Origin of the sequence: Flavobacterium sp. KBS0721 (assembly GCF_002007065.3) — a bacterium.
GTDB lineage: Bacteria > Bacteroidota > Bacteroidia > Flavobacteriales > Flavobacteriaceae > Flavobacterium > Flavobacterium piscis.
Map to the genome: position 1 here is coordinate 1785129 of NZ_CP042170.1, position 13015 is coordinate 1798143.

The 13015-nt window shown below is 34.0% G+C and carries 12 protein-coding genes; 4 read left to right on the top strand and 8 right to left on the bottom strand.

Translation table 11 applies throughout. The annotated features are described in order from the left end of the window. Nucleotides 1-10: 10 nt before the first annotated feature. Nucleotides 11-1333: a pitrilysin family protein gene (locus tag B0M43_RS07865; RefSeq protein ID WP_078006252.1), complete on the bottom strand. Its 1323-nt coding sequence runs from the start codon at nt 1331-1333 to the stop codon at nt 11-13. A 273-nt stretch (nt 1334-1606) separates the two neighbouring features. Here B0M43_RS07865 and rplU point away from each other — a divergent pair, with 273 nt between their 5' ends. The 3 genes from rplU to B0M43_RS07880 all read left to right on the top strand — a co-directional run bounded on the left by rplU (nt 1607) and on the right by B0M43_RS07880 (nt 3890). Continuing rightward, complete coding sequence (gene rplU, locus B0M43_RS07870) at nt 1607-2050, top strand: 50S ribosomal protein L21 (RefSeq protein ID WP_065448104.1); 444 nt, start codon at nt 1607-1609, stop codon at nt 2048-2050. Between the two features lie 24 nt (nt 2051-2074). Then, the gene (gene rpmA / locus B0M43_RS07875) at nt 2075-2335 is read left to right on the top strand and encodes a 50S ribosomal protein L27 (protein ID WP_017497241.1); all 261 of its coding nucleotides are present in this window, start codon (nt 2075-2077) and stop codon (nt 2333-2335) included. A 268-nt stretch (nt 2336-2603) separates the two neighbouring features. Beyond that, entirely contained in the window at nt 2604-3890 is a 1287-nt protein-coding gene (locus B0M43_RS07880) for a hypothetical protein (RefSeq protein WP_246860207.1), read from the top strand. On the opposite strand, the gene B0M43_RS07885 is transcribed toward B0M43_RS07880, so the two are convergent. From B0M43_RS07885 to B0M43_RS07895, 3 genes are all read right to left on the bottom strand, one after another. Next, nucleotides 3880-4395: a ClbS/DfsB family four-helix bundle protein gene (locus B0M43_RS07885; RefSeq protein ID WP_078006251.1), complete on the bottom strand. Its 516-nt coding sequence runs from the start codon at nt 4393-4395 to the stop codon at nt 3880-3882. The two genes, B0M43_RS07880 and B0M43_RS07885, sit on opposite strands and share 11 nt — an antisense overlap. 137 nt (nt 4396-4532) lie before the next feature. Then, a complete protein-coding gene (locus B0M43_RS07890) occupies nt 4533-7292 on the bottom strand; it encodes an AsmA-like C-terminal region-containing protein (RefSeq protein WP_078006250.1) in 2760 nt (919 codons plus the stop codon). 40 nt (nt 7293-7332) lie between these two features. Beyond that, nucleotides 7333-7914 carry a tRNA-(ms[2]io[6]A)-hydroxylase gene (locus B0M43_RS07895; RefSeq protein ID WP_065448101.1) on the bottom strand — a complete coding sequence of 194 codons (582 nt, stop codon included), beginning with the start codon at nt 7912-7914 and terminating at the stop codon, nt 7333-7335. Nucleotides 7915-8028: 114 nt separating this feature from the next. Between B0M43_RS07895 and B0M43_RS07900 the strand changes: the two genes are divergently transcribed. Then, nucleotides 8029-9273: a glycosyltransferase gene (locus tag B0M43_RS07900; protein WP_078006953.1), complete on the top strand. Its 1245-nt coding sequence runs from the start codon at nt 8029-8031 to the stop codon at nt 9271-9273. Here B0M43_RS07900 and B0M43_RS07905 read toward each other — a convergent pair. The 4 genes from B0M43_RS07905 to B0M43_RS07915 form a co-directional block, all read right to left on the bottom strand. Further along, nucleotides 9270-10148, bottom strand: coding sequence for a helix-turn-helix domain-containing protein (locus B0M43_RS07905; RefSeq protein ID WP_065448100.1), 879 nt, complete (start codon nt 10146-10148; stop codon nt 9270-9272). The two genes, B0M43_RS07900 and B0M43_RS07905, sit on opposite strands and share 4 nt — an antisense overlap. Nucleotides 10149-10229: 81 nt before the next feature. After that, nucleotides 10230-10781, bottom strand: a complete 552-nt coding sequence (locus tag B0M43_RS07910; protein WP_078006249.1) for a carboxymuconolactone decarboxylase family protein — start codon at nt 10779-10781, stop codon at nt 10230-10232. Between the two features lie 289 nt (nt 10782-11070). Continuing rightward, nucleotides 11071-11436 carry a leukotriene A4 hydrolase C-terminal domain-containing protein gene (locus B0M43_RS24725; RefSeq protein ID WP_246860208.1) on the bottom strand — a complete coding sequence of 122 codons (366 nt, stop codon included), beginning with the start codon at nt 11434-11436 and terminating at the stop codon, nt 11071-11073. Between the two features lie 140 nt (nt 11437-11576). Next, a complete protein-coding gene (locus B0M43_RS07915) occupies nt 11577-12917 on the bottom strand; it encodes a M1 family aminopeptidase/hydrolase (RefSeq protein ID WP_246860209.1) in 1341 nt (446 codons plus the stop codon). Nucleotides 12918-13015: the final 98 nt, after the last annotated feature.

The window sequence follows — 13015 nt, forward strand, 5'->3', positions numbered from 1 at the left end:
TTCGATAAGCTTAGTTTTGAACTTTAGTTGAAGGAACGTAGTCTAAAATTAAACGCTGGTTAGGGTTTAAGTATTTTTTAGCCACTTCTCTAATTTCTTCTCTCGTAATAGAGTGGTAAATATCAATTTCAGTATTGATTAAATTTACATCTCCGTAAAGTAAGTAGTAAGAAGCCAGGTTTTCTGCAATTCCTTCTACGCTTGCATTGGCGTTCACAAAATTATTATCGAATTTATTCTGTAATTTTTCATAGTCTTTTTCAGAAATCAGGTCGGTTTGAATTTTTACAATTTCCTCGTCTATTTCTTTTAAGATATCGGCGGTGGTATTTGGAGCCATTGGCAAACCGTATAAGATGTACGTTCCGTAATCTTCCTGGCTAAAACCCACGGCACCAATTTGAAGCGCCATTTTTTTATCATCAACTATTTTTTTATACAGTTTTGAACTTTTTCCGTCACTTAAATAAGAAGAAATTAAATCCAGAACTCTTGCATCTCTTGTTTTCATTGATGGTGTTCTGTAAGAGGCAACAATCATCGGAATCTGAATATTCGGATCTTCGTAAGTTGCTTTTATAGTCTGATTGATTGGTTCTTCAACAAAAGTCTGTTTTTTTACTTCTTCGCCTCTCGGAATTGGAGCAAAATATTTCTGAATCCATTCTTTGGTTTTTGCTTTGTCAAAATCTCCGGCAACCACTAAAACAGCATTGTTTGGTGTATAGAATTTTTTATTAAAAGCCTGAAATTCTTCCAGCGTTGCTGCATCAAGATCTTTCATTGAGCCAATAGTGGTCCAGCGATACGGATGATTTTTGAACATGTTTTTCTTTACCTCCGGAAGTATGTTTCCGTACGGCTGATTGTCATAACGCATTCTCTTTTCTTCTTTTACAACCTCGTTTTGGGTTTCGACACCAATCTTGTTAATTATCGGGTGCATCAATCTTTCAGATTCCATCCATAAACCAAGTTCTAAACTGTTTGATGGGAAAACTTCGTAGTAATATGTTCTGTCATCAGAAGTGTTAGCATTGTTGACTCCGCCATTTGCAGTGACGATTTTCATCCATTCGCCGCGTTTTATATTTTGAGTTCCTTCAAATAATAAATGCTCAAAGAAATGCGCAAAACCAGTTCGGTCCGGGCGCTCGTCTTTTGATCCTACATGGTACATTACCGAGGTAATTACAACGGGAGCTGACGGATCGTTGTGTAAAATAACATGCATGCCGTTATCTAAATTATATTCTTCAAAAGCTACCTTTTGAGCATGAGCCACTCCGCCGAGCATTAGTGCTGCACTTAACATCATTATTGATTTTTTCATAAAGATTAATAATTTTTATTTACCTAGATATGTAGGTAGCCAAGAGTTGATTATCGTTACATCAAAATTAACTTTTTTTAATTATTAATGAAGGGTTAGGGTTGGTTTTGGTGATACTTTAACAGTATTATACGGCTAAATGTTTCTTTTTTAGCTGTGAAACACCTTGAAAAACAGACTTTAAAATGAAATAAATATTTTTAGAATAAGAGATTGCACAGTAAATTATTAATTGTATATTTGCAACCTTAAAAATCAATAAATCAATTTGGTATGTATGCAATCGTAGAGATAGCAGGGCAACAATTTAAAGTAAGCAAAGACTTAAAGGTTTATGTTAACCGTTTGTCTAACGAAGAAGGTTCAAGTATTTCATTTGACAAAGTTCTTTTATTAGACGATAACGGTAGCGTAACTTTAGGCGCCCCAGCTATAGAAGGTGCTTCAGTAGAAGCTAAAGTGTTACAACACTTAAAAGGAGATAAAGTAATCGTTTTCAAAAAGAAAAGAAGAAAAGGTTACAAAAAGAGAAATGGTCACAGACAATATCTTACTCAAATTGTAATTGAAGGTATTACTGCAGCAGGCGGAACTAAAAAAGCAGCAGCTAAAAAAGCGGTTGTAGCAGAAGATGCTCCGGCAACTGAAGTTGAAGCAGCTCCAAAAGCAAAAAAAGCAGCAGCTCCAAAAGCAAAAAAAGAAGCTACTAAAGAATAATAACAATATTTAAACTCATACGTCATGGCTCACAAGAAAGGTGTCGGTAGTTCGAAGAATGGTAGAGAATCAGAATCAAAACGTTTAGGCGTTAAGATTTTTGGTGGACAAGCTGCTATTGCTGGGAACATCATCGTTAGACAAAGAGGTTCAAAACATAATCCAGGTGAAAACGTTTACATCAGTAAAGATCACACACTACACGCAAGAGTAGCTGGAGTTGTTAAGTTCCAAAAGAAAAAAGATAACAAATCTTATGTATCTATTCTTCCATTCGAAGCATAATCATTAGATTAAATTATTATAAAAACCCGTTCGCCTTCGCGAACGGGTTTTTTGTTTCTCTGTAAATTGAAATTGACTATCGGCGTATACTTATATATTAATAAAACGGTAAAATTCATTTTTTTATTATATAAAGTAGGATATGATTTTTAGTTAGTTGAAATTGACACAGAAGCAGGTTTGTAGATTATGGGAATTTAGAATTTTAATTTTGGAATTTTTTCCCTGTATTATTTTGTATTTTTGGTTAGACTAATCTCCCTAAATTTTGAAAAAAATAGTTTTCCTTTTATTCCTTTTTTGTACAAGTCTGTTTGCAAGAGAAATTAATTCTTCTGAAGAAATCGTTTCTTTAAATGATTCTCAAAAAAAGATTTTATATGAATTTGAGGTTCTTAAAAAGAATGGTTGTAAGACAGATCAGTTTTGGCTTAAAAATAAAAGTCAATTTCCGGAATTAGATGATGCTGTAAGGGATAAATTAGCGGTGCAGATTTTTGCAAATTCTCAGGTAGTTTATTCTCCGCCCAAAGATTCTGCAGTTCAGTTTTGGATGAAAACACAATTGCTAACCAACTGGATGTTTTATTTATCTGCATTTATAGCTATTTGTGCTCTTATTGCCTTGTTTAAAAAATATTGGGGTTTGCTTATTGATTTATTAATTAGAGGATTTGCACCTCTATTAAGGTTTTTGTTTTCGCCGGTTTTGTTAACTTACGAACTGTTCCTGCTAGGAGTGGTTTGTATTATTTATGGGTGCCTTATTGATGAGTTTGTGTTAAGAACTGTCATTATTCATGTAGGTTTGTTTTTATTGTGGAGCCAGTCAACGGCTTTATTTACTAAAGAATATTGGGTTAAAAAGTATGTTTTTGAAATAGAAAATAAATTTTGGGGAACAAATCCATGGGAAACTATAAAAACGATATGTCTTCCGGCGATTATTATTTCGTTGGCTCTTGTGTATGTGTTGTATAAAGTTCCAGTTGATGTTTTTTATAATTATGAAATTGTTATTTCGGGAATTGCTGCGTTTTATGCATTGCCGTTCTGGCGTTCGTTAGAAAAATATTTATATCCTGTGTTGCTGCCTTTTAAAAATGAGTATAGACCCAGAAGTATAAATTCTCTTGGAGCTTGTACCGTTATGGCGGTTGTTATTACCGGCATACTTATATTGCAATGGAATGCTATTTTTTATAATATAATAGCGGCGTTGATAAGTTTATTGTTATTGTCATTTCTGATACTGTCTTCAAAAATGAACTATCGATACAGTTATAAAAACTATTATTATTTGCAGTTTGTAGCTGTTCTTTTCCTTGCAGCAGTTTTTTTATATGGTTTTCGTATTCACTTAAACGAAATTATCTGGTTTGCATTAATAGCAACAAGTATATTCGTTATAATAAAATATATGGAAATCATTTCGTTTTTCTCTGACTGGAAAAGAGGAAAAACATGGGCCTGGAAATTGTTGGGTTTAGCAGTGCTGCTTTGGATTTTAGGTAAAGGGTTTTTATATGTTTCTGCGTTACTTTTTAGTAGTTAAGATTATTCTCTTTTTTCCATTTTCGGATTCTTCCTCTGGCATTATTGTAGGGAGACGCGGTATTAAACTGTATCATTCTGCCTAATGTCCACTTTTCGTACCAGAGAGTTTCGTACAATTCAGCGTTGGTTTTTTGTTCAATCAAAGAGAGGATTTTATCTACTACATTATCTAGTTTATTGCATAAAGTTATAAAGTCGTCTTTTTCATGATCTTTATAAAACTTTTGTGCCAGTTTTCCAAGTTCATTCCATTTGTAGCCTGTCTCGGGGAAATCGACGGTTTCTTTGTTGTCTTTTTTATTGTTCCACTTGAGTACCAATTCTCCCCAGCCTGTTAAATAAGAAATAAGATTATTAATGCTCATTACAGTATCTTTTGCATGTCCTTCTAAGTTTTGAACGGCAGTTAATTCAACAGGAATGCCCGATAATTCTTTTTTTAGCTTATTATAATTGGTTTTGATTGCGATTTCCAATTCTTCTTTGTTTGCAGGAACAGCCATAATGTAATAGAATATAACTTTATCAAATGTAGCTAAAAAGTAAAAAACCTTTGTCAAGTTTAAAACTTTGACAAAGGTTTTTCTGTTTTTTTTGGAAAGAAACGATCCGCAATTGGAATTTGGAATTTAAAAATCGATTACTCAGTATCTTTTGTTTCTTCCAGATCCTCGGTTTTTCTACCCATTTTTATCTTCGGATTATCCTGTGTTCCGGTAACAGTTAACGGGATTCCGAATATACCAAGAGGAGGTAAGCCTAAGCGCATTTTTAAATTCAGTTTTCCGTCTAGACTTGTTGTGCCTTCGATTCTTGGTCTAAAGCCGGCAAACTTAAATTTAAAGCGTTCTACGGTCATGATATTGTTCTTGATCGTGGTTTTGATGTCAACTTTAGAAAGATCGGGATTTTGCATTGATTCAGAATTTGTTGCTTTGCTTACGGCATTAAACATTTTCAAGCCTCGCACTTTTATATCTTTTACAGAAAGTGTTCCGCCGCCAACAAGCGATGGATACACAGGATCCATATTCCCGTTTAATCTTCCTTTTAGCTGGTAATCAACCGAAACAATACCCTGTGCTTTTTCAGCTGCGCTGGCCATTTTTCTAAAAACTTCAATTTCGTTATAGGCTTTTTTAATATCAAAATCAGAAGCTTTAATAGTAAAATCAAAATTTGCTTTTTGAGGAGTAATAGCCTGATAATTGGCATTCATGGCAACATTACAGCCAATTAAATTAAAACCGGTATTCTGCATGCTTAATTTGCCTTTGTTCATGCTTAAATTTCCAACTGCATTTTGAAGGTTTAATTTATCAAAACTCACTTTTTGAGCCTGAGCAGTAAAAATCAAATTCAAATTCGTCGGAATTATGATAACTCCGGTTTGTTTTGACTCGGTTTTAGGGGCCGGCGTTTCAGTTTTTGTTTGGGTTACAGAAGTATTTGTTGGAGTGCTTGACATGAATTCATCAACATTGATGTATTGCGAAGTAGCTTTGAAAGAACCTCTTAAAACGCCTGTATTTGTCGTTGCATAATTAAAAACGTTCTGCAAATATCCATTCATCCTAAAATCAGACTGGCCGTAAGCAGCCAGGAAATTATTAAATGACATTTTGTCCTGATTGATTTTAAAAATACCTTCTTTGATAATGAATTTCTTTGGCAGGTATTCTGATGTGATCCCGATATTTCTAAGTTCAAGCGTTCCTTTGTTGTGAAGTTTGCTGTAATTTCCTTTTTCGGCATCGCTTTGTTTGCCTTTCAAAGCTAAGTCAGCCTTTACAAAACCATCTAAATCAAGTCCTTTTTGAGAGAAAACTTTATAAATTTTATTCACGTCAAGTTCGCCTTTTGCTTTAATGTCGTAAGTCAAATCATTAAAATTGCTCAAATCGGCTTCTGCAAAAACAGGTTTTCCTTCAAAGGTAAACTGTGTTGGTTTTAGGCTCACTTTCAAATCATCAAAAGTTCCTTTCTTATTGTTGATTGTAGATTTTATTGTAATATTTGTGATCGGATTTGGGTAATATGGTGTTTTTAAATACCCGTTTTCTAAATCGATAACACCATTTGTAACTGGGAAAAGTTTGTTTTTCTGATCAAATTTTCCGTTTGCTTTTACATCTCCGGCCAGGCTTCCTTTTAAAACAATATCAGGAATGCCGAGTGCTTTAGTCAGTTTTTCAAGGTCGATTCTGGCTTTAAAATCAGCATTGATATTTGGTGTATTTATCCCTTCGATATAAAATTTAGATTTTAAATAATCTTTATTTATGTTTAAGGATAAGTTTTTAGCATCTACAATAGCAAGATCCGGATTTAATGACGGGACTTTTGTTTTTACTTCTAAATTTAAGTTAGAAACCGGAAAAGCACTTTTGTTATAATTTACAAAACCGCTGTCTATTTTTATGTCCAGATTAAGATCAGGAGCAATATTTTGCGATGCAATATAATTTCCTTTTAAAGTTAAAAGTAAGTTGGTATTTCCTTTTAATTCTGTTTTAGAAAGCCACGTAATGTATTTTGGAGGGAAAGCAGTAAAAACATCATTCAGTTTACTATTGTCAGATTTAATCACAAAATCCATATTGTAACCCTCTTTCAAAAAGTCAAATTTCCCTTTAAAATCGACCAGAAGCTGATTGATTTTTAAGTTGTTTTGTTGAAAAAAGAAAGACAAAGAGTTTACGTTTACTTTGGTAATCAGATCCGCATCGATTTTCTTATTCATTAAATAAGGTTCACCTTCATAAACAATATTTAATTTCTCGATTTTGGCTTTCGAATACAAGTCAAAAACGGCCTGGTTGAGATCTCCTTTTCCTAAATAATTAAAGCCAAAAGCATCAAAATGAACTTTGGTCGATTGATCGTCGTAAATTATTTTACTTTTCAGTATCTCGATTCTCTCCAGTTTTAGCGATGCGTCAGCATCTGTACTGTCTTTCGGATCTGATGTATTTGATGATTTGTAAACATTATAATTCGCTTCTCCTTTTGGATTTACTTTTACATTAATAAAGGAATCAGATAGATAAATCTGGTCTATTTTTACTTCCTTGCTAAATACTAAACTGGCTACATTTATTCCAAACGAAACCTCTTTTGCAGTAATAAATTTTTCGTTTTTATAAGGAGCTGATCCGTTAAGACTTAAGTCATTTAAAGTTAAAGTCAATGAAGGAAAGTGATGAAAAAACGAAACCGAGACATCAGAATAATTCAATTCTGCGCTCAGTTTTTCGTTAGCTGTTTTTTTAATTTGCTCCTTAATTTTATCAGCAAAAATAATAGGGGTCAGAAACAGTAATCCTATAATAACGACAAAAGTTATTCCGGTGTATTTTGCTATTTTAAATAAAATAGATTTGGTTTTATTTGCAGGCATAACAAATTGTGGTATTTATAAATAAGATCTAAATTGAATTTTATCCGTGAACAGTTTCTTTTTTACCATAATTGGTAATGATAGAACCTTCATATTCAATCCATTCTTTCCAACGTTTGTCTATATCTATATTGTCAGTGTATTTTCGGGCAAATCCTAAAAAAGTGGTATAATGACCGGCTTCAGAAATCATCAAATCGCGGTAAAATTTAGCTAATTCTTCGTCTTTAATGTTTTCAGACAGTACTTTAAAACGTTCGCAGCTTCTGGCTTCGATCATGGCCGAAAACAATAAACGGTCGCAAAGTGCATCTTTACGGCTTCCGTCTTTTTTCATGAATTTAAAAAGCTCATTTACATAATGGTCTTTTCTTTCGCGGCCCAAAGTCAGACCTCTTTTTTTGATGATATCGTGTACCATTTGCAAATGCTCTAATTCTTCTCTCGCAATCACAAGCATTTCAGTAACTAATTCTTCTAATTCAGAATTATAAGTTACTAAGCTTATGGCATTTGAAGCTGCTTTTTGTTCGCACCAGGCGTGATCCGTTAATATTTCTTCAATATTTGATTCTACAATATTTACCCAACGAGGGTCTGTCGCTAATTTTAATCCTAACATAATTTCCCGGCATTTTAGTTCTTGCAAAATTAGTGTTTTTTATCACTAAAAATCGGGAATTATCGCATGATTGCGCTTAAAAAAGCATTATTTTGTAGCTTGAAATATTTTGTAATGAATCAGATAAAAAAACTCTTAATCATTGGCTTTGTTTGGCCTGAACCAGATTCGTCTGCAGCGGGTGGACGAATGATGCAATTAATTTCTATTTTTAAACAAAATGGATTCGAAATTACATTTGCAAGCCCGGCTTTAGATAGCGATTTTATGGTCGATTTATCTGAATCTGGAGTGAAAAAAGTGTCAATTGAACTTAATAATTCCAGTTTTGATGATTTTATAATCGAATTGAATCCTGATGTGGTTTTGTTTGATCGTTTTATGATCGAAGAACAATTTGGATGGCGGGTATCTGAAAATTGCCCTAAAGCGATTCGTTTATTAGACACCGAAGATTTACATTGTTTGAGAACTGCAAGACAAAAAGCATTTAAGGAAAATAGAGTTTTTGAACTTCATGATTTATTGTCTGAAGAAGTGGCAAAGCGCGAAATTGCAAGTATTTTGAGATGCGATTTATCTTTTATTATTTCTGAATTTGAAATGAAAATCTTAAAAGATGTTTTTAAAATAGATTCGGATTTGTTGTATTATTTGCCGTTTTTAGTTTACGAAATGTCTGAGTTGGATTTGTTGAAATTACCTTTGTTTGAAGAACGTAAAAATTTTGTTTTCATCGGAAATTTTCTGCATGAACCCAATTGGAATACTGTTCAATATTTAAAAGAAACCATTTGGCCTTTAATTAAAAAACAATTTCCAGAAGCCGTTTTAGAAGTTTATGGAGCGTATCCTTCGCAAAAAGTGTTGCAGCTGCATCAGCCTAAAAATGGTTTTTTTATTATGGGAAGAGCCGCAGATGCTAATGAAATCGTTAAAAAAGCACGGGTTGTTCTGGCGCCAATTCGATTTGGAGCAGGTTTAAAAGGGAAATTATTAGAAGCCATGCAATGCGGAACACCAAGTATAACTACGACAATAGGTTCTGAAGCGATGCACGCCAATTTATCCTGGAATGGTTTTGTTACAGATGATACTGAGTTGTTTGCAAAAAAGGCAGTTGAATTGTATCACGACGAAAATCTTTGGAAACAAGCTCAAAAAAATGGAGTTGCTATCGTTAACGAATGCTATCAATTGAGTAAATATTCTACGGCATTAATAGCGGCAATTAATTCATTATTGAATAATTCTGAAAGTCATCGCTTGCAAAATTTTATGGGAAGTTTGCTGCAGCATCACACGCTTAAAAGCACGAAATACATGGCAAAATGGATCGAGGCTAAGAATAAGAATTAGTTATCCATTTTTCCAAATCCTACAGTTTCACGATACAATTGTGGCGAAACATCGGCATTGGTTTTAAAAAATCGGCTAAAATAATGCTCGTCGTCATAACCCAGTTCATAAGCGATTTCCTTAATCGTTTTGTTGGTCATGTATAATTCTCTTTTAGCTTCGATTATAATTCTTTCGGCAATTAAATCAGTTAAAGTTTTGTTGAAATAATTCTTGGATAATTTGGCTAAGGCTTTCGCCGAAATGTTCAGCATTTCTGCATAATGTCCGGCAGAATGTTTTATTTTAAAATTCAGTTCAATCGCATCTTTCAAATTTTGGAGAATAAAAGGTTCTTTAGAATCCGGAACCGATTTCATCTCTTCGAGTTGTATGTTTTTGAGTCTCGAAGCCGTGATCAAAAATATCTTTAAATACGAAATGAGCAGTTCATATTGTGCCAGTTCTGAATTTTGCATTTCAATTTTCATCTGATCCAAAACCATTTTAAAAGTCGAAGCGGCTTCCTCTGTAATTATCGTAAATGGTGGTTGGTACACATTGTTGAACAAAACACCATTGCACGAAACTTCTTTCTGATGGTAATGAATGCAGTAAAAATCGGGATGAAAATGAATTGCAATTCCTTCAATAGGTTCGCTTACGCATAGCATAAAAGGTTGATACGGCGAAAAGGCGAGGAGTGAGTTTTCTTCAAACTGATGCTCGGCAAAATCAGCTTTTACCTTTCCTTTTCCTTTCGTAACCCAAATTAACGAGAAATAATTATTGCGCTGCAAATGATCAAAATGGCTATTGTTATCAAACGGAAGTAGCTTAAAAGCAAGGTTCCCGGTTTGCGGATTAATTAAAGTAAAAACACTTTGATTGCTCATAATTCTATGTTTTTGAAAATATAAAGATAGTCATGAAATAAATTCACAACTATCTTTATAAATTGTTTTTTGTTTGAAAAATTAGTTTTGTAATGCTAAGCCAGGAACTGCCGGAAAATCAATTTCTGTGTTTGCAGTATTGTTAAAATAGTTGGTTAGAACATTCAATGCAACATGTGCTACAGTTTCTGCAAGTTCAGCGTCTGAAACCCCTGCATTTTTAATTGCATTTACATCCTGATCGTTTACTAAACCATTTTTGCTAATTAAAGTTTTAGCAAATTGAAGGATCGCTTCCGTTTTTGCATCAGCAGAATTTCCTGTTCTTGCGTCATGTAGAACTTGTGCGTCAGTTTTTAATAATTTTCCACCAATAAAAGTGTGTGCAGCTACACAATACTCACATGAATTGCTTTCTGAAACTGTTAGAGCGATTAGTTCTCCGGTTTTTGAGCTTAGTTTTCCGTGGCTCAATGCGCCGCTTAAATTCAAATATCCTTCAAGAACCGCTGGAGAATTTCCCATTGTTCTCATCATGTTAGGAACAACTCCTAATTTAGCTTGTACAGCGTTGAATAAATCTTTAGTTTTTCCTGTTACTTCTTCTGGGTTTAATGCTGTTAATCGTGTCATTTTATTTAATTTTTTATGTTAATTATTAGTTGTTGTCTTTTGACATTACAAAGGTGCGACGATTACAGATTGTAGAACATGGAGGATTTACGCTATGTGATGGACAATTTTCCCGAGGTTATTTTTTGAATAGAAGAGTATCCCGATTGTAATCCCTACGAGATAAAAAAATCCCCGAATTATCTATTTGATAATCGGGGATGGTAACTGTGAAATTACAAACTGTTCACTGCAACTGTCAACTGTGACTGAAAACTGCGACTGAAAAACTGCGACTGAAAACTGAAAACTATTTCAAAATACCTTCAACAGCCTGAATAGTTGTAGCGTGATAACCAGATTTTGCTTTATCAAAAACTTGTTTTGCCCAAACTTTCCCTTCAGGAGTTTTAACCATTTCTTTGTACAACATCATTACAGATCCAGTTCTGCTAATTCCAATTAAAAATTGTTCAATTGCAGGATTTGCTGCTTTGTATTGATGCATTATTGCCTGAACAAACCATTGGCGTTTTATAATAAAATTTCCGCCTTTCGTAAAGTTGAATTCAGTGTCAATCGCTTCCATTTCTTTTGGTGTAATATCCGTTGGAAGATGGTCGATAAAATGTTGTTTTTCTGTTGTAGTTGTAATTTGTTTGCTTAATCCTTTCACGCCGGTTGTTCTCCAGTTTTTCTGGATTTTATCAATAGCGTCAAAATCTACGGAACTTACTGGAGTAATATTGGATGGAATTCCAGGTTTGTATATCCAGTCTTCTGCTTTTATTTTATCTGCCAGTGCTTTGTCTCCTTTTATAAGGTTATCATTGTAATATTTAATGAATCTTCTGTAGTAATCGATTTAAAAGCATGCGCGTCGAAATAATTTTTGATGAAAACATCAAATTTTTCGCGTCCAACAGCGTTTTCGATCACTCTTAAAAAAGCATATCCTTTTACGTAAGGAATCATGCTAATTCCGTCGTCAGGATTTCTTCCTGTTAGGCTTACTTTTAATCTGGTGTCAGGACTTGTGTCTCCATATTCAGCTACATTATCAACTAACTCTTTGCGAGTGATAACGTTTTGCATTTCAAATTCTTTCTCTCCAAAAATAGCTTCGCCAATACGGTGTTCTACGTAAGTGGTGAAACCTTCATTTAACCAAATATCATCCCAGGTAGCGTTTGTAACTAAATTTCCGCTCCAGCTGTGTCCTAATTCGTGGGCTAATAAACTTGTTAGAGAACGATCGCCTGCAATTACTCCCGGCGTTAAGAAAGTTAAATTAGGATTTTCCATTCCTCCATAAGGAAAACTTGGAGGTAAAACCAAAACATCATAGCGTCCCCAACGGTAAGGCCCGTAAAGTTTTTCGGCAGCATTAACCATTTTTCCAAGTTCAGCAAATTCCCAGGCTGATTTTTTTAACATGGATGGTTCTGCGTAAACTCCGGTTCTGTTGTCAATAGATTGAAATTCGATATCTCCAACGGCAATTGCCATTAAATAAGAAGGAATTGCCTTATCTTGTTTGAAAGTATAAACTCCCGTATCATTTTTCTTTTGCGGATTTACGGCACTCATTACGGCTAATAAATCTTTAGGAACGGTAACTTTTGCATCATAAGTAAAACGAATTCCGGGTGAATCCTGGCAGGGAATCCAGGTTCTTGACCATACGCTTTCTCCCTGAGAAAAAAGGAAAGGTTTCTTTTTGTCTGCTGTTTGTTCTGGCTTAAGCCATTGTAAAGCAATAGCTTCCTTAGTCGTGCTATAGTAAATGTTTACTTTAGTTGTAGTAGGTTCGATAGTGATGTGAAGCGGTTTTCCGTGAAATTCTGTGTCTTTTCCAAGTTCGAATTTGGTTTCTTTTTCGTCATCACCTATAGTTACTTTTGTAATGTTTAGTGTGTTTTCGTCAAAGATAATTTCTTTTCCTTTACTAATATTGTCAATTAACCAGGAAGCTTTTCCTGAAATAGTCTGAGTGTCAAAATCGACTTTTATGTCCAGATCCAGATGTTTTACAACGGCAAGTTCTGGTTTAGCATAACTGTGTTCATCTGTAACGGCAGTTGCTTTTTCTGTTTGTTCCTTTTTCTGACAGGCAATTATGGTCAGGAATAAAGTGGCAAGGATTAGTTTTTTCATTTTATGAAGAATTGAATTAGTGGAGGGAAATTAAACAAAAAATCCCGTTTTGAATAAACAAAACGGGATTTAATTATAAATAACCATCGATTTCGATC